This window comes from Mycobacterium sp. NPDC050853 (assembly GCF_040653875.1).
Taxonomy (GTDB): Bacteria; Actinomycetota; Actinomycetes; order Mycobacteriales; family Mycobacteriaceae; genus Mycobacterium.
In genome coordinates, this window is record NZ_JBFAGW010000003.1 from 248893 (window position 1) to 275575 (window position 26683).

General features: G+C 62.5%; 22 protein-coding genes, 1 other RNA gene and 1 pseudogene. 15 read left to right on the forward strand and 9 right to left on the reverse strand.

Features of this window, described 5'->3' with window-relative positions:
• Positions 1 to 27 precede the first annotated feature (27 nt).
• From AB0H22_RS13095 to AB0H22_RS13135, 9 genes are all read left to right on the forward strand, one after another.
• Positions 28 to 357 (forward strand): hypothetical protein, encoded by a 330-nt coding sequence (locus AB0H22_RS13095; RefSeq protein WP_358146851.1) that lies wholly within the window; start codon positions 28 to 30, stop codon positions 355 to 357.
• A gap of 106 nt (positions 358 to 463) precedes the next feature.
• Positions 464 to 1897 (forward strand): FtsK/SpoIIIE domain-containing protein, encoded by a 1434-nt coding sequence (locus AB0H22_RS13100; RefSeq protein ID WP_358146852.1) that lies wholly within the window; start codon positions 464 to 466, stop codon positions 1895 to 1897.
• A complete protein-coding gene (locus AB0H22_RS13105) occupies positions 1894 to 3495 on the forward strand; it encodes a replication initiator (protein ID WP_358146853.1) in 1602 nt (533 codons plus the stop codon). Before AB0H22_RS13100 ends, AB0H22_RS13105 begins: the two co-directional genes overlap by 4 nt.
• Positions 3488 to 3640 carry a hypothetical protein gene (locus AB0H22_RS13110; protein ID WP_358146854.1) on the forward strand — a complete coding sequence of 51 codons (153 nt, stop codon included), beginning with the start codon at positions 3488 to 3490 and terminating at the stop codon, positions 3638 to 3640. Before AB0H22_RS13105 ends, AB0H22_RS13110 begins: the two co-directional genes overlap by 8 nt.
• 89 nt (positions 3641 to 3729) lie before the next feature.
• Positions 3730 to 3975: a hypothetical protein gene (locus tag AB0H22_RS13115; protein ID WP_358146855.1), complete on the forward strand. Its 246-nt coding sequence runs from the start codon at positions 3730 to 3732 to the stop codon at positions 3973 to 3975.
• A 259-nt stretch (positions 3976 to 4234) separates the two neighbouring features.
• A complete protein-coding gene (locus AB0H22_RS13120) occupies positions 4235 to 8608 on the forward strand; it encodes a Helicase associated domain protein (protein WP_358146856.1) in 4374 nt (1457 codons plus the stop codon).
• A gap of 251 nt (positions 8609 to 8859) precedes the next feature.
• Complete coding sequence (locus AB0H22_RS13125; protein ID WP_358146858.1) at positions 8860 to 9021, forward strand: hypothetical protein; 162 nt, start codon at positions 8860 to 8862, stop codon at positions 9019 to 9021.
• A gap of 279 nt (positions 9022 to 9300) precedes the next feature.
• Entirely contained in the window at positions 9301 to 10632 is a 1332-nt protein-coding gene (locus tag AB0H22_RS13130; RefSeq protein ID WP_358146859.1) for a hypothetical protein, read from the forward strand.
• 22 nt (positions 10633 to 10654) lie between these two features.
• Positions 10655 to 10960, forward strand: a complete 306-nt coding sequence (locus AB0H22_RS13135) for a hypothetical protein (protein ID WP_358146860.1) — start codon at positions 10655 to 10657, stop codon at positions 10958 to 10960.
• 12 nt (positions 10961 to 10972) lie between these two features.
• On the opposite strand, the pseudogene AB0H22_RS13140 reads toward AB0H22_RS13135, so the two are convergent.
• A pseudogene (locus AB0H22_RS13140) lies at positions 10973 to 12393 on the reverse strand (recombinase family protein).
• A gap of 200 nt (positions 12394 to 12593) precedes the next feature.
• On the opposite strand from AB0H22_RS13140, the gene ffs reads away from it, so the two are divergent.
• Both ffs and AB0H22_RS13150 read left to right on the forward strand, forming a co-directional pair.
• Positions 12594 to 12688, forward strand: an RNA gene (ffs, locus tag AB0H22_RS13145) — signal recognition particle sRNA small type.
• 48 nt (positions 12689 to 12736) lie between these two features.
• Positions 12737 to 14020: an aminotransferase class I/II-fold pyridoxal phosphate-dependent enzyme gene (locus AB0H22_RS13150; protein ID WP_358146861.1), complete on the forward strand. Its 1284-nt coding sequence runs from the start codon at positions 12737 to 12739 to the stop codon at positions 14018 to 14020.
• Here the strand turns inward: AB0H22_RS13150 and AB0H22_RS13155 are convergent.
• Positions 14017 to 14682 (reverse strand): hypothetical protein, encoded by a 666-nt coding sequence (locus tag AB0H22_RS13155; protein ID WP_358146862.1) that lies wholly within the window; start codon positions 14680 to 14682, stop codon positions 14017 to 14019. The genes AB0H22_RS13150 and AB0H22_RS13155 overlap by 4 nt on opposite strands.
• 33 nt (positions 14683 to 14715) lie before the next feature.
• Complete coding sequence (locus AB0H22_RS13160; RefSeq protein ID WP_358146863.1) at positions 14716 to 15441, reverse strand: hypothetical protein; 726 nt, start codon at positions 15439 to 15441, stop codon at positions 14716 to 14718.
• Positions 15442 to 15549: 108 nt separating this feature from the next.
• Here AB0H22_RS13160 and AB0H22_RS13165 point away from each other — a divergent pair, with 108 nt between their 5' ends.
• A complete protein-coding gene (locus AB0H22_RS13165) occupies positions 15550 to 17562 on the forward strand; it encodes a DNA polymerase III subunits gamma/tau (RefSeq protein WP_358146864.1) in 2013 nt (670 codons plus the stop codon).
• Here AB0H22_RS13165 and AB0H22_RS13170 read toward each other — a convergent pair.
• The 5 genes from AB0H22_RS13170 to AB0H22_RS13190 all read right to left on the reverse strand — a co-directional run bounded on the left by AB0H22_RS13170 (position 17559) and on the right by AB0H22_RS13190 (position 23238).
• Complete coding sequence (locus AB0H22_RS13170) at positions 17559 to 18872, reverse strand: class I SAM-dependent methyltransferase (protein ID WP_358146865.1); 1314 nt, start codon at positions 18870 to 18872, stop codon at positions 17559 to 17561. The genes AB0H22_RS13165 and AB0H22_RS13170 overlap by 4 nt on opposite strands.
• Complete coding sequence (locus tag AB0H22_RS13175) at positions 18869 to 20248, reverse strand: FAD-binding oxidoreductase (protein ID WP_358146866.1); 1380 nt, start codon at positions 20246 to 20248, stop codon at positions 18869 to 18871. Before AB0H22_RS13175 ends, AB0H22_RS13170 begins: the two co-directional genes overlap by 4 nt.
• A gap of 77 nt (positions 20249 to 20325) precedes the next feature.
• Complete coding sequence (locus tag AB0H22_RS13180; protein ID WP_180750590.1) at positions 20326 to 21600, reverse strand: phosphopyruvate hydratase; 1275 nt, start codon at positions 21598 to 21600, stop codon at positions 20326 to 20328.
• A complete protein-coding gene (locus tag AB0H22_RS13185) occupies positions 21597 to 22580 on the reverse strand; it encodes a phosphotransferase (protein ID WP_180750591.1) in 984 nt (327 codons plus the stop codon). The genes AB0H22_RS13180 and AB0H22_RS13185 overlap by 4 nt, the downstream gene beginning before the upstream one ends.
• The gene (locus AB0H22_RS13190; protein ID WP_358146867.1) at positions 22567 to 23238 is read right to left on the reverse strand and encodes a TetR/AcrR family transcriptional regulator; all 672 of its coding nucleotides are present in this window, start codon (positions 23236 to 23238) and stop codon (positions 22567 to 22569) included. Before AB0H22_RS13190 ends, AB0H22_RS13185 begins: the two co-directional genes overlap by 14 nt.
• Positions 23239 to 23328: 90 nt before the next feature.
• On the opposite strand from AB0H22_RS13190, the gene AB0H22_RS13195 reads away from it, so the two are divergent.
• The 3 genes from AB0H22_RS13195 (at position 23329) to AB0H22_RS13205 (ending at position 25838) form a co-directional block, all read left to right on the forward strand.
• Entirely contained in the window at positions 23329 to 24513 is a 1185-nt protein-coding gene (locus AB0H22_RS13195) for an acyl-CoA dehydrogenase family protein (RefSeq protein WP_358146868.1), read from the forward strand.
• On the forward strand, positions 24513 to 25334 hold the full coding sequence (locus AB0H22_RS13200; RefSeq protein ID WP_358146869.1) for an enoyl-CoA hydratase/isomerase family protein: 822 nt from the start codon (positions 24513 to 24515) through the stop codon (positions 25332 to 25334). The genes AB0H22_RS13195 and AB0H22_RS13200 overlap by 1 nt, the downstream gene beginning before the upstream one ends.
• A gap of 63 nt (positions 25335 to 25397) precedes the next feature.
• A complete protein-coding gene (locus AB0H22_RS13205) occupies positions 25398 to 25838 on the forward strand; it encodes an SRPBCC family protein (RefSeq protein ID WP_180750595.1) in 441 nt (146 codons plus the stop codon).
• Between the two features lie 15 nt (positions 25839 to 25853).
• Here AB0H22_RS13205 and AB0H22_RS13210 read toward each other — a convergent pair whose 3' ends face one another.
• Positions 25854 to 26597 (reverse strand): Rv3717 family N-acetylmuramoyl-L-alanine amidase, encoded by a 744-nt coding sequence (locus tag AB0H22_RS13210; RefSeq protein WP_180750839.1) that lies wholly within the window; start codon positions 26595 to 26597, stop codon positions 25854 to 25856.
• Between the last annotated feature and the right edge of the window lie 86 nt (positions 26598 to 26683).

Sequence of the window (26683 nt, forward strand, 5' to 3'; positions counted from 1 at the left end):
GAACAAAGCGAAAAGGGCAGTAAGACAATGAAACTCAAGGTTGATACCTCGTCGGTGTCGTTCATGTGCACGAAAACCCCTGAGCCGCGTACCGATTTCGGTTCCGGTGCGCCCAAGGTGGACAAGGCAACGGGGGCGGTGCTGTTTGCGGTGCAGTTGATGGCTCTGGATGCCGATGGCGGCGATGTGTTGGCGGTGACGGTCGCTGGTGAGCCCAGGGTCACGGTCGGACAGCAGGTCGCGGTGACGAATTTGGTGGCCACCCCGTGGTCTCAAGAGGGGCGCTCGGGAGTGGCGTTCCGCGCCGACACCATCACGTCGACAGATAGCAGCAAGTCGGCGCCCGCGCGTCCGTAGCAATTCGATCACCCCAGCCGCTGTGAACCAATCGGGGGTAGGTAGGTGGCGGCTGGGGTGAGGCTTCTCATTCTCTCATAAAGACTTTCCAGAAGGCGGAAAATTCATGTCGAACAGTTCAAACAACAAGAAAACTACCGGCAGCAATGAATCATCGTCCGATGATTGGCTCGGGGAAATCCTCATCGCCGTCATAGCTGGGATCGGCAAGCTGTTGTGGTGGGGGTTGCGGTTCCCGTCACTGGGCGCACCTGTAGCGGTGGCGTTCGCGATGGGGTGCTGGCAGGGCATCAATGCCGGGTTCCTGACCGCACTTGCGTTTGTTGCCCTCTACACGCTGTGGATGGTGCTCGATGAGGATTCGTTCGAACAGTGGGTGATCGGTCCGCCGTACCGGTATTGGCAGCGCTGGTCACGGTATCTGTCACGGTGGGACAAGGTGTGCACCGCATGCGGCCTGACCGCTACGGTTGGTGAGCGCCAGCTGGTTCCGCTGCTGCACGGCATCAGGATCGGCGAATACTGCGACATCCTGGATGTGTCGGTGGTGACCGGTCAGTCGATCATCAACTGGCGCAACCAATCCGAAGCATTGGCGGCAGCCCTTAAGGCCGATCGCATTACGATCGCCGCCACCGAGCCCGGTCAGATCCGCATCAGGGTCATGCGCGGGGATGCGTTGGCCCGACCTGTGGCGTTGCCCAGGCCCGTGGTCGGCTCAGGCGTGGATCTGTCGGCGATTGCGGTAGGGGTCACCGAGAACGGTGGCCTGTGGCGGGTGCCGGTGCTAGGTCACAACCTTTTGGTTGCCGGGGCGCCGGGGGCCGGTAAAGGTTCGGTGTTGTGGTCGCTGACAGCGGGTTTAGCCCCGGACATCAGAACCGGGCGGGTGCGGTTGTGCGTGATCGACCCCAAAGGCGGTATGGAACTCGGGTCGGGTGCTCCGATGTTCTCGTTCTTCTCTCACGATGCCACCGACCGAACCTTGGAGCTGCTGCGTGCTTTGGTCAAGGTGATGAATGAGAGGGCCAACCGGCTGCGCGGACACACCCGCCTGCACACCCCCACTACAGCTGATCCGCTGTTTGTGATCATTATCGACGAAATCGCGGCCTTAACCTCCTATGTGATTGACCGCAAGATCCGAGCCGAGATCGAACAACTCCTCGGGCTGCTGCTCTCACAAGGGCGTGCGGTGGGTATCTCGGTGGTAGGGGCGATTCAGGACCCGTCCAAAGATGCGTTGCCGTTGCGTCAGTTGTTCGGTGTGCGTATCGGTTTGCGCATGACCGAGGCATCACAAACCGCGATGGTGCTGGGTCAGGGTGCCCGTGATGCCGGGGCGCAGTGCGACCTCATCGCTGATGCCACACCGGGTGTGGGGTATGTGATGATCGACGGAACCGCCACGCCGGTGCGGATACGTGCCTTCTACGTCACCGACGACGACATCTCCTATCTCGTGCGGATCTTCCCGGCCCCTCGCAAGAAGCCGGGCGGGCAGAACGGTTCTGAAAACACTGCCGGAGAACAGAAATGAGTTCCACCTATGGTGCAGGGAGCCCGGCAATCAACTTGCCGGGTATCCCCGCCACTCTCGCCCCCTCGCGCGTCGTCACGCAGATGGTGCGCCGCGCCTCCTCCATCGGTTTTGATGCGTGGTGGCAGCGCGCCCAATCGGTCGGATTCTGTGCCCATCCCATTCAGCTGGTCGGCACCAATGAGTTCGGGCGCGAAACGGTGGTGTGGGTGCGCTGCAACAACCGGCGGGCCTCGGTGTGCCCGTCCTGCTCAGATCTCTATGCCCGTGATACCTGGCAACTGGTGGCTGCTGGGACCAGCGGTGGGCGCCACCACATTCCCGCCACCGTCTCCACTCATCCGCAAGTGTTTGCCACCTTGACCGCCCCCAGCTTCGGAACCGTCCACGGCGCAACGGGCAGTGTGTGCCGGGATCATCGCCGGATCGGGGAGTTCCGGCGCTGCCCCCACCAGCAACCCCTGTGGTGCAGTAGGACTCATGGCCACAACGATCCGAGCGTCGGGCAACCGCTCTGCCAGGACTGCTACGACTACATCGGGCAAGTGTTATTCACCTGGCACCTACCCGAACTATGGCGCCGATTCACCATCACACTTCGACGCGTCGTCAGCAGGAGGCTGAAAGCCGCTGGAATACAGCCGAAATCAGTGCGGGTGAGTTTTGTCAAAGTGGTGGAAATGCAGGCCCGCGCCGTCCCTCACATCCACGCACTCATCCGGCTCGACCCTGCCGCCACGACCTCAGATGACCACGATGATTACGGACCCGCCGCCACCCGTGGTGGTGGGGAGCACCGTCACGAAACCCAACCCGTGTGGGAGTCGCCGCTCAGCGCCGCCGAGCTAGCCACCCTTACCCAGCAGGCCGCACGCACAGCCAGCTTTGAAGTCCTCGATCCCAGCGCCCACAACCACAACCGCAACCGCAACCGCAACCGCAACGAGACTGGCACGCTGGTGGTGCGGTTCGGTACCCAGATCGACACCCAGCCGATTGCAGACGAAACACCTTGTGTGCAAGGAGAACCCAACGCCACAGGATCAGCAGAACGGTTGTCGCGGCGCCGCGTCGCCGGATATCTCGCTAAATACGTCACCAAATCGTTGGCAGATTTCGGCATCAGCGCCCGACGTCTCTCCTCCGAGGCCGTCACCGACCTGCCCGTCACTGAATACGTCCGCACGATCCTAACCACCATCAGCGATCTCGCCCACCGTGCACGCGAACTGGGCATCGACACGTTGACTGGGATCGGGCGCTGGCTGCACACCCTCGGCTACCGAGGCCACATCACCACCAAATCACGCCGCTACTCCACCACCATGGGCAAACTGCGTGCCATCCGCGCCACCTGGACCCGCCAACAAGTTACCAACAGCGGAGCCTCACAACATGATCCAATCGGTGTTGAACACGAAGCTCTGGTAGACGGCGACGAGGTGTGGTGGGAGTTCGACCGGGCAGGGCACGCCACCCCCGGCGACCGAACCTTGGTCGTGTCGGCCGCGTTGCGGCACATCCACACCCGCCGCACCGCGCTTGTCGAGATCCGGGCGCTACGCACTGTCCACCCACCAGGGGCGGGCGATGGGTGATTACGATCGGGCCGACTTCACTGCCTGGCTCACCGCCTCGTGCGAACGCCAAGGTGTACCGGTGACCATCACCGACCCCGGCGTCATCACACAGGTCGCCACCTTGTTGGGGTGTCAGCCGACGCGTAGGTCCCGGGCCTGCTGACTTGGGAGTGCCCATTGGGCAGCAGGAGTGGGCCGGTGCTCGTAATATGCAACCCAACTATCCCTATAGGTACGGGGGCGCAATTTACGGTGACCCATCCAGAATCCTTGAGCCAGTCGGAACGCTTTCAGCGCGGTTTCCGCGCGGATCTTTCCGCTGCAGTCTGCGGTGCAGAAATCGTGACATTGGCGTACCCGCGTCTTGAGTACCAAGGCTTCCCGAACGACGAATTCGTCTCCGTGATGCGCTGGTTCGTGGATATCTGCATGACAGTCGCACCCGGCGAAGGCATCTATAATCAGGAGCCCGAGTACATGAATGTTGGGTACTTGTAGCTTCTGGCGGCCCCTAGACGGAGAACTTACTGACAGACTCGATGCGATATCGGCCGATGCACCCGTATATCTGGCACTGTTCACTGAAGCCGACCGTCGAGAGACCCGTCCAGGACCAGTTCGAATGCGTATTACCACCCGGCAGCGCGAGTTCAGCACGACACGCCTCCGCAACTCATCCTGCGCCATCGTCGGCCCCCATCACCAGAATGCCGATTGTGGGGCCGGAAGGTAACTGCGCTGGCTACCATCTTTAGGAATGGGAAAATTCACCACTCTCTACGGCAACTTGTCAACGGACAACCACTTGCGGGGCAAGCAGTTTGAACGCGTCTGCAAGTGGTATCTGGAGAACGACCCGTACTACCGGGAGACTGTACGTAAGGTCTGGTTTTGGGATGACTGGGAGCACAGATGGGGTGCCGACGCCGGCATCGATCTCGTTGTCGAAGACCGCGACCGCCAGCTCTGGGCGGTGCAAGCCAAGGCGTATGTCCCCGATAGCGCGATCACTAAGAAGGACGTCGACAAGTTCCTCTCGGAATCATCGCGAAAGTGGTTCTGCTATCGCCTTCTCATCGCCACGACCGACCGCCTGCATAGCATCGCCCGCCGGACGATCGATGCCCAAGAAAAACGGGTCGGGTTCGTCGGTCTGGCTGATCTACTTACTGCAGAGGTTGATTGGCCAGAGTTCCCAGACCGCTTACAACCGATCAAACCTCTGAAGCCGCTTCAGCCCCGTAACTATCAGAAAGAAGCAATCCGCAACGTCTGCAAGGGGTTCCAGAACGCGGATCGCGGTCAACTCATCATGGCCTGTGGTACGGGAAAGACCCTTACATCACTTTTCATCAAGGAGGCGCTTGCTGTTAAGCGTACTTTGGTCCTTTTGCCGTCGCTGTCGCTGCTAAAGCAGACACTGGCGGCTTGGAGGGCGCACGCCACAGAGTCGTTCGACGCATTGCCGGTCTGCTCTGATCAGACTGTGGCCCTGGATGATACCGCGATATCTCACGTCAGTGAGTTATGCGTTCCTGTCGAAACGGAGCCCGCGAGGATAGCTGATTTTCTGCGACGGCACGGACCTCGCGTGGTGTTCTCCACCTACCAGTCTTCTCCTCAAATCGCGGCAGCTCTTGCACTGGAGCGTGTCCCGCAGTTCGATCTAGCAATCGCTGACGAGAGCCATCGGGTAGCCGGCGACGAAGCGGCTGTCTTTGCGACCATTCTTGACAACCAATCCATCAGGGCACGTAAGCGGCTGTTTATGACGGCGACGCCGCGCTACTACACCGGTCGAGTTCTTGGTGCGGGCCAGGAATCAGACATGGAAATCGCATCCATGAACGACCCCACGAAGTTTGGAGAAGTATTCCACCGGTTGAGTTTTAGTGAGGCCATCCGCCGGGGGTTGCTGACTGATTACCGGGTCGCCGTCGTTGGTGTTGACGACGCGACCTACCAGGAATGGGCACAAAGGGGTGTCCTTGTGCGGCGCGACGGAAAGATCACTGATGCAAGAACTCTGGCCAGTCAGATCGGACTGGCCAAGGCGATGCGCAAGTATGACCTTCGTCGGGTCATCAGCTTCCATTCCCGCGTCCTACGGGCTAAGAAGTTCGCGGCTGAGATGCCTGAGGTGTTCGAGTGGATGCCGACGCGGCAGCGGCCGTCAGGCCCGCTGTGGTCCGAGTTCGCCTCCGGGGAAATGAGTGCTGGGCAGCGCCATGTCCGGCTCCAACGGCTGCGCCAGCTCAATGTTGGTGAACGAGGTCTGTTGGCCAACGCGCGTTGTCTCGGTGAGGGAGTCGATGTTCCGACCCTTGACGGTGTGGCCTTTATCGACCCTCGCGGCTCTGAAGTGGATATCGTTCAGGCTGTCGGTCGAGCGATCCGGCTCGCCCGTGACAAGACTGTCGGAACGATAGTCATTCCGGTGTTCGTCGACACCGAGACTGATCCCAACACTGCCCTCAATGATTCGTCCTTCAAATCGGTTTGGCGTGTCATCAATGCCCTCCGTGCTCACGATGTGGAACTAGCAGAGCAGATTGATGCTTTTCGACGAGAACTCGGCCGTAACGGTGGACGTGCTCGGATTCCCGATAAGATCCGTCTGGACGTGGCCCGCTCCATCGGTAAGGAATTCTCCGATGCCTTCAACATTCGTCTAGTCGAAAAAACTAGTGCCCGTTGGGAATTCTGGTACGGCTTACTGGAGCGATACGCCGACGACAACGGTACGGCGCAAGTTCCTGTCGGCTACGTCATCGAAGGTTACGCACTGGGCAGCTGGGCGAGCGTACAGCGCAGTCTGCATGCCAACAACGCCTTAAGCGAGGACCGGAGCGTTCAGTTGGAGCGTCTGGCCGGATGGACCTGGGACCTTCTCGCAGATCGGTGGAGTATGTGGATGGGATTCATGCACCAGTTCGTCACCGAATTCGGTCATGCGAATGTGCCTGTTCCCTACATGGTCGGCGAATACAACCTCCGGAGTTGGGTCGCTACGCAGCGGGGTTTGTACAAGCGCGGAGAGGTGCCCGAAGACCGGGTCAGGGAGCTGGAGACGCTGCCGGGCTGGGTGTGGGATGCGCTGGAAGACAGGTGGACTCGACACTACTCGGGGCTGAAGAAATTCGCGGAACGAGAGGGACACGCAAGGGCGCCACAACGATATGTCGAGGAGGGGCTAAGACTCGGGCAATGGGTGGCGGTGCAGCGAAACTGCCGTGACGAGATATCCACACAGCGGAAGGCGCTACTGGAGGCTCTTCCAGATTGGTCGTGGAATCCAACAACCGACGACTGGGAACGCGCCCACGGATTCTTGAGGGCCTTTGTCGAACGGGAAAGTCACGCACGCGTTCCCAAGGAGCACAGGGAAGCCGGTTTCCGGTTAGGTCAATGGGTAACGGATCAGCGAATCAGGCGAAGCAAGCTGTCCGAGGATCAACGTGAACGACTTGAGTCTCTACCTGGCTGGGTCTGGGATGCCCGCGCCGATTGGTGGCAGCGAAAGTTCTTACTTCTTAGACAGTTCCAGGAGCGTGAAGGCCATGCTTTGGTACCGCAGGGATGCAAACAAGACGGGGTGAATCTTGGGGGTTGGGTGCAGCAGCAACGAGTCAGCCGTGCCAACATGGGCGACGAACGCCAGCGGCTTCTCGAGTCCGTTCCGGGCTGGTCGTGGGATCCATACACCGACTCATGGGAACGTGGATATGCGACGCTCGCGGCGTTCGCCGAGCAGCAAGGGCACGCAAGAGTCCCCCGAAACTTTCTCGATGGCGGGATCAATCTGGGGAACTGGGTTGCAGAACAACGTGGCGCTCGCTCAAAGATGACAGACGAACGGCGGCTGCGCCTTGAGGCAGTCGCTGGATGGAGCTGGAACGCTGTCGAGGACTCCTGGATGCAGCACCTCGAGGCGCTGCGTACATATGCCAGCCGTGAAGGACACACCAATGTTCCAGTTGACCACCTGGAGGACGGTCTAAGACTCGGCCAATGGACCCGACTTCGACGACGCGAACACATGAACCTCAGCACAGAGAGGCAGACTCTTCTGGAGTCGATTCCTGGCTGGTTCTGGGGGCGGAAGGCCGATTATGTGTGGGATCAGAAGTTCGAGATGCTGAGTAGGTTCGTTGAACGCCATGGGCATTCCCTAGTGCCCGGCGGATATGTCGACGACGGGGTCAAACTCGGAAGCTGGGTCCGAGAGCAGCGAGCCGAGAAAGACAACTTGTCCCATGAGCGGATAGCAAGACTGGAGTCATTGTCCAGATGGAGCTGGGGAGTATCCGATGACGCCTGGTTTGAAAAATATCAGCTCGCCAAGAAATTCGCCGAGCGCGAGGGCCACTCCCAAGTTCCACAGCCGCACATGGAGGACGGCGTAGCACTGGGCTCCTGGGTCGCGGTTCAGCGGGGAATTCGCAACACGTTGTCCAAAGAGCGTTGCGCTCTATTGGAGTACTTGCCCGACTGGTCTTGGAATCCCCACGAGGACCGGTGGCATCGGACCTACAAGTTAGTGCAGCAGTTCGGTAATCGCGAAAATCACACTCAGGTGCCCGACGGGCATGTCGAGGACGGCGTGAACATCGGAAGCTGGGTGCTGACCCAACGCATGAATCGAGATAAGTTGAGTGCGGACCGGAAGGCGCTGTTGGAGGCCCTTCCCGGCTGGGTTTGGGATGCCTACGCGGAACGCTGGGGGCGCGGATTCAGCAGACTAACCACTTATACGAGCAGAAACGGGAACTCTCAGGTACCGACCGCGTACGAGACCAAAGATGGTTTTAAGCTGGGACAGTGGGTCAACACTGTCCGCTCCCGGAAGAAGCGGGGTTCGTTAAGCCCTGAAAACGTGAGACAACTGGAACAACTTGCCGGTTGGACATGGACACCGAAGGCCGATACCTGGACCCGCGCCTACGAGCTGCTGATCAAGTACGTCAGGACGCACGGCGATGCCGTGGTCCCGCAGGCATATGCTGTCGACGGGTTCTCTCTCGGGAGGTGGGTGGCTGTGCAGCGCCGAAACCACGCGGCGGGGACTTTGCAGCCAGAACGAGAGCGCCAGTTGACGAAGGTCAAAGGCTGGGTTTGGAAGGCTCGTTAGCCAGACTCCACCAGCGGCCCCCGGACCCCGTTCAATGATTTAGTCAGCCCAGACATCATCGATCCGGAAATCCTCATGTCCACGTCATTCATGACACGGCGATGACATCGCATCTGAGAAAATGACACCGATAATGAGAACCTACAGCTGATCTCGAAATCACTACCGGTGTAGCGGATCTGGTCGACAGTAGGCCCAGTCAGCAATTCGGGCCCTCCGACACGTCGGCTCCACCCTATCGACGGGCACGCATGAGTGTTACCTCACAGATGTGGCATTTCATCATTGGTGAGGTAACACTGGCAGTCTCGGCCGCGCTGCGGCACATCCACACTCGCCGCACTGGACTGGCCGAAATCCGCCATCGCGGCACCCTTGCCGCATCGCCACCGTGGGAGACCGGCGATGGCTGAAATGAGCTCCCCGGCAACTGCCCGTCGCTCTGCGGCTTACAGGCCGGGCCGAATTCGCCGCCTGGCTTAACCGCGTCCTGCGAACGCCAAGGAGTGCCAGTCACCGTCACTGACCCCGGCGTACTCGGACAAGTAGCCGTTCTGCTGAGGGATTCCCGATGAATATAGGCGTTCCGGTCAATGGGTTGACACCGGATTGTCGGTGTTGGCACTTACGCTGGCTTCTATGTCAACACCGGCAGACAAACAATAGGAAAATAAGCAAGAGGGGGAAGAACAATGAGCACAGCAGATCATACGTCTAGCTGCGAAGAAGCAGGGGGAACCAAATGTGTGTGCGCCTGCGCAGGCGCACTGCATCGGTCCTGGCTGGTGCGGGTTGCCGCCGTCAGGAAGAACATCGACAACGACCCACCCGATGACGACGAGTGGGAAACCGCGGAGTACGAAAAGCAACTGGCCAAGGTTTTCGGGCCTGCGTACAAAACACTGGGCGGCTACACCACCCCCGGCGAGAACGTTCGCTCCGGCAGGGGCTGGCCGACCAAGGCTGGGATTGAACCGAGCGATACCGCGATCGAAAAACGTATCGTAGATGTCACGTTGCGTGATGTGCTGCTGAAAATGTTTCTGTTGCCGGTCAGCGTGAAACCGCACTGGCACGGAGCTGTGAAAGCGTTGACACTCAAGACCACACGAGAGCAATGGAATAGGTTCGCGGCCAGTCTCGAAAGCCTGGATGACCCGAATAATGCGGGCCGCACGTTGGGCGAGCGGAACAAAGACGAAAAAAAGATAGCCCGATCCGGGTACCTGTGGGCATCTGTCATCGCCGCACTCTGCCACGTCATGGACGCTGACCCGCACGCCCTGAACGACGCCTACGCGCTCGCATGGCCCGCACCAGCCCCGGATCCCGAACTCGAAGCTGCCCAGACCGGCACGCCCCGAGGCATAGCCCGCGAGCAACTCGCTACCCACATCGCCGCCGCAGCCAACAGCGACGAAGTATTCGCCACAAGAAGCTACCCGAGGGCCACAGGCAACCCTATCGAATACATGAAAATTGCGGAGGCGGTCAATATCGCGGCCAACGCACTGGCTGGAGCGATCCAAACTGTCGCGGACCTCGGGCTCAGCCAGTCCGACTGCAAATTGCTGCTGCAAGTGACCGGTGCAGCCTCGTCCCTGGATCTGTGGGACCACCCCGCCGCAATCCGGTACCTGCTCCTACCGGCGATCCCTGTCCTGCGTGAACGACTACACCGTGACCCCGAACATGTCAGCGATAGCGCTGACCCCTGGGCATTCAGCCTCGATGACCAAGACAAGCCTGTCGAAGACCTGATCTACGAGCACATGGTGAGCCGTTGGAAGATCAAAGAGAACTGGGGCGCACGCCCCGACGACCGCGCGGACGCCGCCGCAGCCGCCGCAAGAGAACGGGACCGAATGAAAAACAACGAAAATGCCCAAAAGCGCCGCGACCAACAAAAATTCGACAGCGTCGCCGTCAACGCGGCGCTGACCGCGCTACAGGACGACATCAGCACCATCAAAACCGGCGTGGCCGACATCAAACGGCTACTCGAACAACGATCCGCAGACTAAGCAAGAAATAGGAGAGCAAAGTATGGACCGGCCATGGGAACCGCAAGAGATGCAGACCTGTAACACCACGTTCGTGGGACGCAGCCACACCGAACTAGCGCGCCTAATCGCCAAGGATCACAATTGGAAACTACTGGGCGACAAGGTAGTTGAGGCCGATGGCACAGTCGTGACCGCCAACCTTGAAGAACTCGCCACCAAGGGGCTCAAGCTCGATTGGTTCCACCCCACCGGCTCGCAGATCAACTGGCACCACTTCGGCGGAACCAAGGATACGAACGCCAACCTGATCCGCGACCTGGACTTACGCTGGCCCACCACGCCGTAGACACAATGAGCCTCAAGTCCGCCATTGCGGTAGCACCCGGTTGATGTCCACGCCCCGGCTTCCGGGTGTGCCGGGGCCAATAGTGACGTGATCAATCACAGTGCGGATGATGGCGTGCTGGCGGTCCAGCGACAGTGAATCCCATTGCAGGCGAAGCGCATTGCCCTGACCCACTAGTTCAGCCAACGGGCCGGTGTCGGTGGCCCGGACGATATCGCGGCGCAATCCCGCAATCGCATCGGTAATCGGGTCGCGGGCCAAAATCCATTCCCGTGCCGTGATTGCTCCCGATGAGTACAGCCCCGCCAACTCGTCTAGGCGTGCTTGCGCGGCCTGCATTTGAGCGCTCAAAGCGGTGGCATCGGGATTCGCAGCCACTTTCCCGGCGACAATATCGGCTAAGACAGGCGAATCCAGCCGCGCCAACACTGCGTTAGTGATCAACTCTTCCAACGGCTCGGCGACGATGGTCATGCGCCCGCACCCGCCATGATCAGGGCTCGATGAACACACATACCGGCGTTTGGATGCCCCGGCCTCCAGACGCGCCGCCGAGAACATGCGAGCCTGGCAGCGCCCGCACCGGCACAACCCCGACAACAAATACTTGCGGGGTGAGCGTTTGCGGTTCCACGACCGCGCCGCCAACGCAGCCAACACCTTCTCCCGCTCCGCTGTGCTGACGATCGGCTCCCAAACGCCCTCACCCACCACGTCACCCTTATAGGCGCGCAACCCTGCAATCCGGGGTGAAGACACAATGTTGCGCACCGCAGTGGATGCCCAGCGGGCGCCGCGCACCGGAGCAATCTTGGATTCGTTGAGCCATGTGGTCAGTGAGTTCACCGACTCGCCCGCAATCACCCGAGCCACTAGCTCGCGGATCACTGTTGCTTCGCTCTCGCGGATGGTGATTTTGTCGGGTTCGTAGCCGAAGGGGCGGTTCGGGCCGTGCGGCAAGCCTTGGGCCGCTTTCTGCTCATACTTACGGCGCATGCGCGCCGACTTGCGTCCTGACTCCTTGGCGGCAAAGGCCGCGAAGATCCGGGCCATAAACAGCCCGTCATCGTTACCGAGGTCGATGTCTGCCGTCACCGTCGCCACCTGGCTCACCCCTGCGGCTTCGCACAGAGCCACGAAATCCTCCAGCTCGGCGGGGCGGCGGTGCAGGCGGTCTAGGTTGTAGACGATCACCGCATCACGCCCCCAGCCGCCAGGTCGCTGCACATCTCCTCATAGCCCCGGCGCGCCTTGCCGGAGTACGCCGACACGTCGTTGTCGACATACTCGCGCCCGATCACCCAGCCGCGCTCGGCGGCGAGCTTGCGGCAGTCCTCCAACTGTCGTTGCACTCCAAGAGATTTCCCCTCCACGTCAGCAGAGATCCGGGCATACACTGCCGCCGACCGCACCGCCGAAACCTTCTTCACCATAAGGTCAGTTTAACAAAAAATAAGCAACCTCACCTTCGCCTGCGCACCACACCACCGACTCCTCAACAACGGCTGGACCACCCAAAAACAACGCGACGGCACCACCAAATGGACACCACCACCACACCTCCAATTCGGAGAGCCAACCACCAACACCCACCACCACCCAGGCTCACTGACGCCCGCCTACTAGACTGGTCGCCGGACCCCGCGCGGCGTCTATCCTGTGAACTCCCCCAGGGCTGGAAGGCAGCAAGGGTCAACGGGCTCTGTCGGGTGCGCGGGGTCCCCTAACGAATATCGCGCCCTCCAGATGCCCCGCAGGGGCGAATAGGGGAAAGCCGTGTCATTCCTGTCGCTCGGACCCGACGAACTCGCAGCTCAGCATCGGTTGCAGCAGGAGAACTACAGCCAGCTCAAGGCTAAGGGCCTGTCCTTGGACCTCACCCGCGGCAAGCCTGCGCCCGAGCAGCTCGACCTGTCCAACGGCCTCCTCGCCCTGCCCGGCGACGGCGACTATCGCGACGGCAATGGCACCGACACGCGCAACTACGGCGGCGGTAACGGACTGCCAGAACTGCGCGCCATTTTCGGTGAGCTGCTCGGCGTCCCGGCACCCAACCTGATCGCCGCCAACAACGCCAGCCTGTCGCTCATGCACGACGTCATCGTGTACTCACTGCTCCACGGAAACGTCGACTCACCCCGCCCTTGGACTGACGAGCCCTCACTGAAATTCCTGTGCCCGGCACCCGGATATGACCGGCATTTCGCGATCACCGAATCCTTCGGCATCGAGATGATTCCGGTACCGCTGCGCGAGGACGGGCCCGACGTCGACCTCATCGAAGAACTCGTCGCCTCCGACCCGACCATCAAGGGCATGTGGAGTGTTCCCGTCTTCTCCAACCCGACCGGAACCGTCTACTCCTGGGAAGTCGTCCGTCGGCTGGCCCAGATGAACACGGCCGCACCGGATTTCCGCTTGTTCTGGGACAACGCCTACGCCGTACATACACTCACGCACGACTTCGTCCGGAACGTGGATCTGCTGGGGATCGCCGAAACCGCCGGGCACCCCAACCGTCCGTTGATCTTTGCCTCCACCTCGAAGATCACCTTCGCGGGCGCGGGTGTGAGCTTCATGGGCGGATCGCTCGCTAATATCGCGTGGTATCTCCAGCATGCCGGCAAGCGCAGCATCGGACCCGACAAGGTGAATCAGCTGCGGCACTTGCGGTTCTTCGGCGATGCCGAGGGTGTCAAGCTGCACATGCAGAAACATCAGCAGATCCTGGCGCCCAAATTCCAACTGGCGCTTGAGATCCTGGATGAGCGTTTGGGCGAGAGTAAGATCGCCTCGTGGAGTGAGCCCAAGGGCGGATACTTCATCAGCCTCGACGTTCTCGACGGTACCGCCAAGCGCACGATCGCACTGGCGAAGGAGGCGGGGATCGCGCTCACTGAGGCGGGCGCGACGTTCCCGTACCGAAATGACCCGAACGACAAGAATATTCGACTGGCACCGTCGTTCCCGCCGCTGGAAACCATCGGCGCCGCCGTCGACGGCCTTGCGACGTGCGCGCTGCTGGCGGCAACCGAGAAGCTGTTGGAGCGTAACGACTAGGGCGCCTTCTGTACCTTGGCGACCTGTTTGTTGAGCAGCGTCAGTGCCAGCGTGTCGTTCTCGGCAGTCCAGGGCTCCATGGCATGCAGGACCTTGACGGTCACCGTGGCCCCGTGAGGGTAAGCCGTCAGCGTTTTGATGGTGATTTCGACAGACTGCTCGCCGTCCATGCCGAGGTTGCCGGTGAAGACCGTCGCTGCCGCGTCGACGGTTGCACCAGTGACCTTCTCCATCTTGACGCTGCCGGTCCCGTCGATCCCGTCGAGATCCAGGGTGACGGACCCGCATCGCCCGGCCTTGTCTTCGATCGACTGGAAAGACTCGGTGATACCCAGGCCGACTACCACGTCCACCCTCAGCGGCCCGTCTTCGTACTGTGCGGACGCTTGGTTAAAGGGGACCGTGTCGTGGTTGACGAACCTGTTGCACTCGGTCGGGGACACCGTCGGACCGTCATCGTCCGGCTGCTCACGCTCCGTGAATGTGCCGGAATCCGGGAAATCTTCACGCGGCAGCAAGAGATTGGCGGGATCACCCTTGGGCGGTCGCGGCAAGCCGTCCGTTGTCGGTTCACCCGCGATGACATTGGTGCACGCCGTGGTGAGCAGTAACGAAAGCAATACTGTGCCGATCGACCGGCCGATCGACAGCATGCGAGCCATGGGACTTCCCCCATCCGTCATGTGCCGCCTCGCCTACGGTGCCTTCTGCACCTTGGCGATCTGCTTGTTGAGTAGATCCAGCACCAGGGCATCATCGCTGGCGGTCCATGGGTTCATGAACTGATCGACCTCAACCCGCACAGTGGTACCCCGCGGATGCGCGACGGCGAAGTGCGACACGACCGTAATCTGATCCCCCTCGGGTCCGAGCGTGCCGTCGATCTTCACCAACTTGGCCTCCACGGAGGCACCGGGAAGATCGGCGACGGTGACATTCGCCTTCATCTCCACCCCGTCACCCGCCATTTGAACCGAGGCGCATTCCTTGGCCCTCTTCTGAAGGTCGTCGAACGATTGCTTGACGCCGAGCCCGACGCTGCTCTCCGCCATCACGGTGTCCGAGTCGTACTTGGCTCGCGCCCTGTCGTAGTCGCCGTCGCTCTCAGATATGAACTCGTAGCATCCGGGCGGGATGACCGTCTGCGGCTTGGATTTCTCCGCCTTGTCCTTGTCGAGCTTGGCCTTGTCCGCGACGGAAAACGTCCCATTGCCGGCAGGGAAGTCTTCGCGCGTCAGCAACAGCCCAGTCGCCGGGCCTGCGGGCAACTTCTGGCTCGGCTCATCCGACTTTTGTGTACTCGCCTGAACAGCCCTCGGATCGTTCGGCGATTCCTTGGAACAAGCGGAGGTGAATGCGAGTGCGATGACACTCACGCCAACCGCCAACACAGTGCTCATATCAACGCGATGTGTCGTCATGAGCGGACTTTAGCGAACAAGATCACGTGATGTGGCCGTTGTGCGCAATGCGGCCCGATGAGACCGGCCGGGTAGGACCGTCCGGGGTCGCCGGTACCCTTGCTCTCCGTGGCCCTGTACCGCAAGTATCGCCCGGCGACCTTCGCGGAAGTTGTCGGCCAGGAGCATGTCACCGGACCGCTGAGTACCGCACTGGACGCCGGCCGGATCAACCACGCTTATCTGTTCTCGGGGCCCCGCGGCTGCGGCAAGACATCCTCCGCACGCATCCTGGCCCGCTCGCTGAACTGTGCGCAGGGACCCACCTCGACGCCCTGCGGAATCTGCGACTCATGTGTCGCGCTGGCCCCCAACGGTTCGGGGAACGTGGATGTCATCGAGCTGGACGCCGCCAGTCACGGCGGGGTCGACGACACCCGCGAGCTGCGTGACCGAGCCTTCTACGCACCCGCACAGTCGCGCTACCGCATCTTCATCATCGACGAAGCGCACATGGTCACCACAGCGGGGTTCAATGCGCTGCTCAAGATCGTCGAGGAGCCACCCGAGCACCTGATCTTCGTCTTCGCCACCACCGAACCGGAGAAGGTGCTGCCCACCATCCGGTCGCGCACCCATCACTATCCGTTCCGCTTGCTCGCGCCGAAGACGATGCGGACTCTCATCGAGGGCATCTGTGCGCAGGAGAGCGTCGCGGTGGACGACCCGGTGTATCCGCTCGTCATCCGCGCCGGCGCCGGTTCCCCTCGCGACTCGCTGTCGGTGCTCGATCAGCTGCTGGCCGGGGCCGACGAAGAACGAGTCACCTATCAGCGCGCCCTTTCGCTGCTGGGTGTCACCGATATCGCGTTGATCGATGATGCGGTTGACGCCCTTGCCGCCGGTGACGGCGCCGCCGTGTTCGGAGCGATTGAAGGCGTGATGGATGCGGGGCACGATCCGCGGCGGTTCGGCACCGATCTGCTGGAGCGCTTCCGCGATCTGATTGTCCTGCAAGCTGTTCCGGATGCTGCCGAGCGTGGCGTGGTCGATGCTCCGCAGGATGTGCTCGACCGGATGCGCGAACAAGCCGAACGGATCGGTCCAGCGACGTTGACCCGCTACGCCGAGGTGCTGCATGCCGGGCTGGGGGAGATGCGTGGGGCGACGGCCCCGCGATTACTGCTGGAGGTGGTGTGCGCCAGGTTGCTGCTGCCCTCGGCCACTGATGCCGAATCGGCTGTGCTGCAGCGGGTTGAGCGCATCGAGAAACGTCTCGACATGTCCGTGCCGGAGGCCGGCGGCGGTGACGCGGCGCGTTTTGTTCGCAAGTCGCAGGCACCCGCTGCTCCGGCCGAGGTGGCACCCGCCTCAGAGCCGGAGCCCCCAGCTCCAGCACCCACGCCGGAGCCCCCAGCTCCAGCCCCCGCGCCGCCCGCACCAACGCCGGCCGCGGAACCCGAACCCGAACCTGAACCGATACCGATACCGGAACCGCAGCCCGAACCCGAACCGGAACCGACGCCCGAATCGGAACCCGAGACCTCCGCGGCACCGCCCGAACCTGAACCCGCGACCGAGCCTGAGCCTGAGCTCGCTGCGGCTCCGGCACCCGAGCCACGTCAGCCGGGCGCACTCGACACCACCGCCGTGCGCAATGCCTGGGTAGAGATTCGGTCCAAGGTCCGGGACCGCAGCCGTACCACCGAGGTGATGCTCTCCGGTGCCACCGTGCGAGCCATCGAGGGTAAGACCCTGGTGCTGTCCCATGATTCGCCGCCCTTGGCTAAGCGCATCACCGAGTCGCGGAACGCCGAGGTCATCCGGGATGCGCTGAAGGATGCGCTCGGAGTCGACTGGGAGATCCGCTGCGAGGTCGGCAGCGGAGAGGCTGCCGCATCCGCGCCCGCGGCGCGTGCGAACAAGCCCGCCCCGCGGGTAGTGACGCGGCCCAGTCGTCCGACACCCGACCCGGAGCCGGTTTCCGAGCCAGAGCCGGAACCGTCGAATCCGGTTGACGAGGAGGAGCAGATGCTCGCCGAGGCCGGGCAGGGCGAGGCGGGGCCGCGACGGGACCCCGAAGAGGTTGCGCTGGAACTACTTCAGAACGAGCTGGGTGCCCGCAAGATCGACCCGAGCTAGGCCTGCCACCACGGGCGCAGCGGTAGCGAGGACCCGCCGCGCTCATCCAACTTCGTGGCCAGTACCTGGTGTAGCTGAACGACATTGCGCTCGAAGCCCAGCCGGGAACCGGCCATGTACAGACCCCACACCTTCGCGGTGGCCTCGCCTACCTCGGCGACCGCCTCGTCCCAGTGCTCGACGAGGTTGGCGCACCACTCTTTCAGTGTCAGCGCGTAGTGGTGGCGCAGATTCTCCTCGTGTAGCACCTCAAGGCCGACGTTCTGCATTTCGGTGATGATCTTGCCCGACCCGGTCAGCTCGCCATCGGGAAACACGTAGCGGTCGATGAAATACCCTGCGACGGCTGAGGTTCGATTATCGGGCCGGGTGATGCAGTGGTTGAGCAGCAGACCGCCGGTCTTCAGCCTCGACTGTAGGAACCGGAAGTACGACGAATAGTTGGCAATGCCAATGTGCTCGGTGAGCCCGATCGACGACACCGCATCGAATTCTCTTTCCGCGGTGTCGCGGTAGTCGGCGTGGCGTACCTCGGCCAGGTCCGAGAGTCCCTCATCGGCAATGGCTTTCTGCGCCCAGGCGGCCTGCTCGGCCGACAACGTGACGCCGGTGGCCCGCACGCCGCGCCGTGCTGCATACCTGACCATCGACCCCCAGCCGCAGCCCACATCGAGCAGCCGGTCCCCGCGCTTGAGTGCCAGCTTCTCGAACACCAGCCGGTACTTGTTCTCCTGCGCCTCCTCAAGGGTGGCGTCGGCATTCGGATAGCAGGCGCACGTGTATGTCATGGACGGGCCAAGCACCCACTCGTAGAACGTATTCGATACGTCATAGTGATGGTGGATGGCCTCGGAGTCGCGCGTCTTGCTGTGCCGGAATCCCTCGACCACCCGACGCCAGCGGGGCAGCGCCTCTTGCGGCGGCGGCGCGATCGGCCGCAGATGCTCGAAGCCAATCGACCTGACGATATTGGCCAGCACCCGAGCGGGTGGGCGCTTGAAGTCCAGCCTGTCGGATAACGCCATCAGTAGGTCGTAGGGGTCACCCGGGTGCACCCCTTGCATTTCGATATCGCCGGAAACATACGCGCGTGCCAGCCCCAGGTCACCCGGTGCGGTCGCCAAATACGTTGTACCGCGGGGTGTCAGTAGATCGAGTCCTAGTTGGGCATTCTCGGGGCCGGCCTTACTGCCGTCGTACGCGCGAAAGCGTAGCGGCAGCTCGCCGGCCGCCACGATCTCCAGAATCTCGGCCAGTGAGAGCCTGCCGTTCTCGCTCCGTTCGGAATTCTTGGACTGGGTCGATGTCATTGTCGCCGCACCGCCTTCGTATAGAGATCCAGGAATCGGCCATCGGGGTCGTACGTCTTCTTCAAGGTCCGGTAGTGCTCCCCGCCGTACAGAGTCTCGAACTCTTCGCGCGGGTAGAAGGATTCGGAGTACAGCGATTTGTGCCCGCCCAGCTCGCTGACGGTGTGCTCGATGAGGCGGTTGGTGGCTCCTTCGGTGGGGCCGGCGGGCACCGAAGACCAGAAACCAATGTTGACGTAGGTCCGCCCGGGCCGGATCGGGTAGAGCGGCCATCCGCAGGCCTCCTCCGATTCGCGTAATCGCAACGGGCACAGCCATACCGGCTCAATCGGCACCTCGTCGAGGAACCACCGGAGGAATTCGGCGGTGTGATCGATCGGTACCTCGACATCCTGCACCACACGCTCGCGAGTGGGTCGGCCGTTGAAGCGTTCGATGCGATCGGCGATGTCGTAGCGTTGGTCGAGACCGATCATCTTCCAGTAAACGCTGCTGCGCCGGTACTTTCGGGGCCAAACCCTGCGGATGCGCGGATTCTGCGCGCCGAAGGCGCGGGAGCACCAGAACCAGTCGGTATCCCAACGCCATAGGTAATCGTGAATTGTGAGGCGGTCGTGGCTGGTTCCATCGGCATGCTGTATCGAGCGATAGTAGATCTGCTGGCCGGTGTAGTCACTCACGGGGCTTGGAGAAGCCGTCTGGGTGCCCAGGCAAAGGTAGGACTCCTCGGCGCTGAACACCACCCCATCCAGATAGTCCACTCGTTCACCCTGGAAGGTCGCCGAGTCGACGATGGACTCCATGACGGTCACCAGCTCGTCGAGGCCGTGGAATCGGATGTGCCGCAGGGTAACGAATGGTTTGACGGGTTCGAGCTCGATGCGTAGCCGCACCGAATACCCCAACGTGCCGTACGAGTTGGGAAATCCCCGATACAGATCTACGTGCTGGTGCGGCGATGCGGTGATGACCTCGCCCGAGCCGGTGAGGATATCCATTTCGAGGACGGATTCGTGGGGAAGCCCGTTGCGGAAGGATGCGGATTCGATCCCGAGTCCGGTCACCGCGCCACCCAGCGTGATCGTCTTGAGCTGCGGCACCACCAATGGTGATAGGCCATGTGGAAGTGTGGCTGCGACCAGGTCCTCGTAGGTGCACATGCCGGCCACATCGGCCGTTCTGTTCGTGGTGTCCACACCGATGACACCGGTGAGGCCCGAGGTGTCCAGGCCCGGTGCGGTCGACTTTGCCCTTGCGCGGAACAGATTTGACGTGGGCTTAGCCAAACGGACAGTCGCCGTCGTGGGTATGGCCCGGTAACTCTGCAGTAGCCGGTTCACTCCGTCGGCGTGCGCCGATCCCGATGTGATGGGCACAATGCCCACGCTAGTCCGGTTCCGGGTGAGGCGCGACCGGGATTAAGGGACGTGTTACCAACCGGGCCTATCGGAGACTAACCAAGGGTCAATCTTCCCAACCGAATCGGTGCTCCGCCCAGCTGTTCGTCGATGCGGAGCAGCTCATTCCATTTCGCGGTGCGTTCGGATCTGGTGATGGAACCGACCTTGAGTTGCTCGGCGCCCCAGCCGACTGCCAGGTGTGCGATGGTGACATCCTCGCTCTCACCGGATCGCGCGGACACGATGGTGTCCCATCCGCAGTCGTGAGCGGTGTTGTGTGCAGACCTGGCGGCACTGAGCGTTCCGGCCTGATTCGGCTTTACCAGCAAGCCGTTACACGCGCCGATCTCGGTTGCTCCGCGCACGCGGTCGGCATTGGTCACCGTGAAATCGTCTCCGACGACGAGCACGCGATGGCCAACCGCCTGGGTGAACGCGGTCAGACCCGCGGGATCGTCCTCGGCCAACGGATCCTCGATGGAGGCGATTGGATACTTATCGATCCAGCCGATCAGAACCTCCGACCACGCGTCGGAGTCCAGCTCGGTGCCATCGAGTCCCAGACGGTAGCGACCACCGCTGCCGAACTCGCTCGACGCGATATCCAACGCGATCGTTACCTGCTGACCCGGCTGCAACCCGGCGCGCTCGATGGCGGTGACCAGCAGCTCCAACGCGTCCTCATTGGAATCCACCATCGGCCACCATCCGCCTTCATCGGCAACTCCGGCGAGCCGGCCGCGCTCGGAAAGTATTGTGCCGCAGGCACGGTGGATCTCGGCCACCCAGTTAAGTCCCTGTTCGATGCTGTCAGCGGCGGCGGGCACCACCATGAAATCCTGGACGTCGGTGCGCCGTGCGGCATGGGCGCCCCCGCCGATAACCTGAATCTCCGGCAGTGGCATTGCGGCCTTCGCATCACCGATCAGGTACCGCCACAATGGGATACCGTGTGAGGCGGCTGCGGCGTGTGCGGCAGCCATCGACATCGCTACCGCGGTATTTCCGCCGATGGCAGTGAACTGAGCCGAGCCGTCCGCCACCGCGAGCGCCGCGTCGACCGCGGTCTGGTCGGTGGCGTCGACTCCGACGAGGTGTTCCGCCAGCCCGTGGGCGGCCGCTATTGCCGCGGTCACGTCGTACCCGGCGAAAGATGCCCCACCGTCTCGCAAATCGGTCGCTTCACCGCTGCCGCGGGAGGCGCCGGCAGGGGCGATCGCCCGCCCGCTGCTGCCGTCGCGTAGTAGCAGCTCCGCCTCCACAGTCGGGCGTCCCCGCGAATCCCACACCCGCCGAGCGTGTACCCCGCTGATCTGTGTCCCGGTCATCTGACTGCGAGCTCCTCTATGTGATGTGTGATGGCCAACGGATCCGTGGCCGATTCGTCCAGGGCTTGCCCTGCCGACGTACGTAGTGAATCGCGTTGAGCAGCAGACAGATAGTCCACCGGTGACCGTCCGTCGATGCGGGCGAGCACCAGTGCGGGAAGGAGCCGCGCGGCGCGGGCTGCCACAGCATCAGGTGGTTCCCAGGAGACGCCTTGCAGGTACGTGGCGAGGAGGTTCGCACTCGTCTCCCGCAACAGATCGCGGTGCGTCGGCTTCCATATTCGTTTGAGTAGCAGGTGATTAAGGCAGAACGCCAGATCGAAGGCAGGGTCGCCATACCACGCGCATTCGGCGTCGGTCAGTACCGGCCCATCCTGGGTGACGATGACGTTCTTGGGGCTCACGTCGCCGTGTACCAGCGCGATATGCGTGGCCGCGAGATCGTCGGCCAGTTGCGACAGGACCGCCGCGTGTTCGGGGAGGCGCTGCGCGGTGTAGCGCAGGTATGGCTCGATTCGTAACGTCTCGAACAGGTCGTCGGATGCGAATTCGCTTGCTGCCGTGGCATCACCGGCTGTGCGGGCGTGAACTGTGGCGAGGCGTCCACCAAGTGCGGAACCGACAGACGGATCGATTCGTCCACTTGCCAGATCGTCCCGCCAGGACGGGAGCGGCCCCAGATCGGTCATCGCGAACGCGTGCAGATCCTCGTCGGCCACCACAACGCGTGGAGTGAAGGAGGGCACGATCCCCGCAGCGCGCGCGAGGTAGCGCGCCTCAAAGGTGTTGCGCTCGAGGGGGGCGACCCAATGCGCTTGTACGCGAAGCCGTTCGACGGCCCGCTTGACCACCACGGATTCCCCTGAACTCAGCCGCACGCGCCACACATCGGAGGACACCCCTCCGGTCAGCGGTTGCGCATCCAGCGGCATGAGCTCGGCGCGGGAAAGAAGCGCCACCACCCACTCAGGTGGTGCCATGCGCGCCTTCCGTCTTCCACCACAATGCGTTGAACCAGATACGGGATAACGTGTCGATGGCCTCCTCGTCGGTGACCGAGCTGCGTCTGGCCTCGCCCCCCTCGACCAACCAGACGTAACAGAAGTAGTCCAGCATTGCCCCGATCGCCGATGCGGTGATGTCGGGATCCATACCGGGGCAGTAGTCGTGTGCTTGTAGGCGCCGAATGTTGTTGGCGATCAACGTGCGCGCCGGGGCTCGCAGGTCGCGCCAGTAGTCGACGAATGCCGAGTCGATCTGTGCAGCCTGGAATACCCCTGAAAGAACCGGCGCGTGCTCGCGGTAAGTGGTCCAGTACACGGTGACGATGTCCCGGATCACTTCGTACGGTTCGCGATCGCCGGTCATGACGGTGTCACCGCGGGTATAGGCCTGGTCGCGGAACTCATCCACCATGGAGCGAAGGAGTTCGGCCTTGTCGGTGAAGTAGTTGTAGAAGACACCGACGGACTTGCCGGCCTCTGTGGTGATATCGACAACCCGTGCGTCGGCGTACCCAACTCTGGCGATGACCTCGCGTGCAGCATCCATCAAGGCGCGGCGGGTGCTGCGACCGCGTTGCGTCGAGGGTTGCTCGGCGGTCACGGGCCCGATCGCTGAATCGCTAGACATCGACACCTGCCAAGGTTACATTAAACCTGAATCCAGATTCAGGTTTAATCTGATCGCGTGTCATTCCCCAATGATTGCGCAGGTTGTGAGGTTTTGATGACAAGTTCGACAGCACTACAGACCGATGCCGCTGCGCGCGCTCGTGCACTCGCGCCCGCCATCGCCGCACGGGCGCTGGAGGCAGAGCGGCTGCGCCGGATGCCTGACGAGACCATCGCCGAGCTGTCCCAGTCGGGTCTGTTCAGTCTGATGGCGCCGCGCCGTTACGGAGGCGACGAGGCCAGCCTGGAAACCTTGGTCGGCGCGGTCATCGAAGTGGGCAAGGTATGTGGATCCACCGCATGGACTCTGTGCATCTATGGAATTCACAACTGGCTAGCCGGATTGTTCCCCGAGAAGCTGCAGGATGAGATGTTCGGATCGGCATCTCCGCTGCTGTTCCCGGGCAGCTGGTCGCCATCGGGCGTCGCCACTCCGGTCGAGGGCGGCTACAAGATAAGTGGACGTTGGCAATTCGGCAGTGGCGTCTGGCATGCGTCGTGGGCCTCGGTGGCGGCGGTGGTTCAGCATGACGAGCCGCCGAAATACCCCGACCTACGCACCTTCATGATCCCCAGGGGCGATATCGAGGTCATCGACACCTGGTACACATCGGGCCTGCGGGGCACCGGAAGCATGGATATCGCGGTCAACGATGTCTTCGTTCCCGACCATCGGGTGCAGGAGTTCGGGCCCTTGGCGCGAGGACAGTCGCCGTCAGCGGACTTGCACGGGTCGTCGATCTACCGGATACCGCTGTTCTGCGCACTATCCAATGTCGCGGCCGCGCCTGCGGTGGGGATGGCACTGGGCACGGTCGAGCTCTTCACCGAAAAGATCAAGACCCGGGTGCTGCGTTATTCGATGGAGCAGCAGTCCAAGCTGGCCACTGCGCACCGTAGAATGGGACATGTTGCCGCGCAGGCAGAGTCAGCTCGCACCCTGCTGTTAGCGACGGTGCGGGACGTGGAGGACAAGCTGCGTTCCAACGAGGGGCTGACGGTTGAAGACCGGGTGGCCGTTCGCCGCAACTGCGCCTACGTTGTCGAGCTGTGTAAACAAGCCATCAGCGAGGCAGTCGAGGCATGCGGGGCCTCCGCTCAATACGAGGATTCGCCGTTGCAACGCCATCTACGTGATGTCAATACGTTGTCCACACACGTTGTGTACGACACCGATTCGGCCTATGAGTTGTTCGGGCGGGTGCAACTCGGGCTGCCACCGGGATCCGTCGCGTTCTGATGGCCTGCCCCGATGTACCCGAGCTCACCGGGTTGCATTGTGAGCTCGACGATCGTGTGCTGACGGTCCGGATCGACCATGGGCCGCTCAATCTCCTTGACGGGCCACTCATGTCCAGTCTGTCCCGGCTGGCCCGTTGGCTCGCCGACCGTGAGGACGTGACGGTGGTGGTGTTCGGCAGCGCCAACCCCGACTTCTTCATCGCCCACCTGAACGTCGAAATCCTGCAAACGGAGTCGGCGCGTACGGCAGAGTCGGTCGAATCCTTCCAACGGCTGGTCGGGAGGTTTCGTGCGCTGCGTCAGGCCACCATCGCCCTCGTCGAGGGCCGCGTTGCCGGCGGGGGCAGCGAGTTTCTCCTCAATCTCGATATGCGTTTCGCGGTCCGCGGCAAGGCCACCTTCAATCAGGTGGAGACGGGTCTGGGCATCGTCCCGGCCGGGTCGGGCCCGCAACATCTGGTCCAAGGCATGGGTCGGGCGCGAGCACTCGAGGTGATTTTGGGTCATGACGATTTCGACGCCGACCTGGCGGAGCGATACGGCTGGGTGAACCGTGCCCTGGACCCCGCTGAGGGGTGGCGGTTCGTGGACCGGCTCGCCCGGCGTATCGCTGCCAATCCGCTGGCACTGATCGCCGGCGCCAAGAGCACCGTCGATGCGCTGGCCATCGATCTGGAGCCGGGATTGGCCGCGGAACGGGCGGCCATCGTTGCCGCATTCACCAACGAGCACAGTGTGCACAGGATCGCCGGATTCCTCGCACGCGGCGGCCAGACGGTGGATGGGGAGCGGCGCCTGGGGGATCTGGTGGGCGACTAGGGGCCCGATCGACGCGTCTAGACTTCGACTACACACAGTCGTAGACGTCCAGAAGGAGAACCGATGGGTCAGGTAAGCGCGTCCAGTTCGGTGTTGATCGATGCGGCGCCCGAGGCAGTGCTCGCCGCGGTTGCCGACTACCAGAACGTGCGCCCGAAGATCTTGTCCGGCCACTACCGCGATTACCAGGTACTCGAGGGCGGCCAAGGTGAGGGCACTGTCGCGTCCTGGAAGCTGCAGGCCACCGAGTCGCGTGTGCGGGACATCAAGTCCAGCGTCAGCGTGGCCGGGCACACCGTCATCGAGAAGGACGCCAACTCCACCCTGGTGACCAGCTGGACCGTCGCACCTGCCGGGGCCGGCTCGTCCGTCACCACCAAGACCGCATGGACGGGCGGCGGCGGTGTCAAGGGATTCTTCGAGAAGACCTTCGCACCGTTGGGGCTCAAGAAGATTCAGGCAGAGGTGTTGGCCAACCTGAAGAAGACGGTAGAGGCGCCGTAAAGAAGACCGAGCGGGCTAACCGCCGGGCGCCGGTGCCGCCGCGGGGTCTACCTCCGGCGCCGGCGCCGTACCGCTGAGATAGGCGACGATGCCCTGAACCACGGCCTGCGCGTACTTGGCGCGGCCCTCGGGGCTCGTCATCATCGCGGAGTCCTGCGGGTTCTTCATGTTGCCGAGTTCAACGAGCACCTTGGGGTGCTGAGCCAGGTTGAGGCCGGCAAGATCTGAGCGTCCGTACAGGCCGCCGGTGCCGATATAGGTCGCCGGTGTCAGTCCGGCCGCCTGCAGGCTGTCGCGCATGGTCTTGGCGAAGCGCAGCGTCGGCTCGCCCTGTACGGCGTTGACCGGAGGGCTTGAGTAGTTGACGTGGAAGCCGTGGCCGCCGGCCGGGCCACCATCGGCGTGGATGCTCACCACGGCGTCCGGGTTGAAGCCATTCTCGATTTCCGCGCGCTTGTCGATGCACGGTCCGAGCTTGTCGTCGTCCCCGCGGGTCATGGCCGTGCGCACGCCGAGCTGGGTCAACTGCTGACGAATGAGCAGCACGGTGTTCCACGCGAAGGTGTGTTCGGGGTACCCGCCATCGGTGACGGTGCCGCTGGTCTGGCAGCTCTTGGTGCCCCCGCGACCGTCGGGCACTTGATTGTTGATCGAGCCGTCGTTGGCTCCGTTATGTCCGGGATCCAGCACGACGATCCGTCCGGCGATACCGGGTGCTGCGCCGGCGGTGACGGGGGACGGCGTAACGATGGGCAGCACCGTGACCGATGCCGCCGTCAGTAGCGCCGTCCCGGCCAGACCCGCGGCGCGCCAGAAACTCACTCGCACCTGGCCACGGTAGCCCG

What these genes read in the sequence shown, in the direction of transcription:
- AB0H22_RS13180 (WP_180750590.1), bottom strand. Translation starts at nt 21,600, where the DNA reads ATGACCGGGACACAGATCAGCGGGGTACACGCTCGGCGGGTGTGGGAT.
- AB0H22_RS13110 (WP_358146854.1), top strand. Translation starts at nt 3,488, where the DNA reads ATGGGTGATTACGATCGGGCCGACTTCACTGCCTGGCTCACCGCCTCG.
- AB0H22_RS13160 (WP_358146863.1), bottom strand. Translation starts at nt 15,441, where the DNA reads ATGACGACACATCGCGTTGATATGAGCACTGTGTTGGCGGTTGGCGTG.
- AB0H22_RS13185 (WP_180750591.1), bottom strand. Translation starts at nt 22,580, where the DNA reads ATGGCACCACCTGAGTGGGTGGTGGCGCTTCTTTCCCGCGCCGAGCTC.
- AB0H22_RS13200 (WP_358146869.1), top strand. Translation starts at nt 24,513, where the DNA reads ATGGCCTGCCCCGATGTACCCGAGCTCACCGGGTTGCATTGTGAGCTC.
- AB0H22_RS13195 (WP_358146868.1), top strand. Translation starts at nt 23,329, where the DNA reads ATGACAAGTTCGACAGCACTACAGACCGATGCCGCTGCGCGCGCTCGT.
- AB0H22_RS13135 (WP_358146860.1), top strand. Translation starts at nt 10,655, where the DNA reads ATGGACCGGCCATGGGAACCGCAAGAGATGCAGACCTGTAACACCACG.
- AB0H22_RS13205 (WP_180750595.1), top strand. Translation starts at nt 25,398, where the DNA reads ATGGGTCAGGTAAGCGCGTCCAGTTCGGTGTTGATCGATGCGGCGCCC.
- AB0H22_RS13105 (WP_358146853.1), top strand. Translation starts at nt 1,894, where the DNA reads ATGAGTTCCACCTATGGTGCAGGGAGCCCGGCAATCAACTTGCCGGGT.
- AB0H22_RS13095 (WP_358146851.1), top strand. Translation starts at nt 28, where the DNA reads ATGAAACTCAAGGTTGATACCTCGTCGGTGTCGTTCATGTGCACGAAA.
- AB0H22_RS13155 (WP_358146862.1), bottom strand. Translation starts at nt 14,682, where the DNA reads ATGGCTCGCATGCTGTCGATCGGCCGGTCGATCGGCACAGTATTGCTT.
- AB0H22_RS13120 (WP_358146856.1), top strand. Translation starts at nt 4,235, where the DNA reads ATGGGAAAATTCACCACTCTCTACGGCAACTTGTCAACGGACAACCAC.
- AB0H22_RS13100 (WP_358146852.1), top strand. Translation starts at nt 464, where the DNA reads ATGTCGAACAGTTCAAACAACAAGAAAACTACCGGCAGCAATGAATCA.
- AB0H22_RS13125 (WP_358146858.1), top strand. Translation starts at nt 8,860, where the DNA reads ATGAGTGTTACCTCACAGATGTGGCATTTCATCATTGGTGAGGTAACA.
- AB0H22_RS13130 (WP_358146859.1), top strand. Translation starts at nt 9,301, where the DNA reads ATGAGCACAGCAGATCATACGTCTAGCTGCGAAGAAGCAGGGGGAACC.
- AB0H22_RS13170 (WP_358146865.1), bottom strand. Translation starts at nt 18,872, where the DNA reads ATGACATCGACCCAGTCCAAGAATTCCGAACGGAGCGAGAACGGCAGG.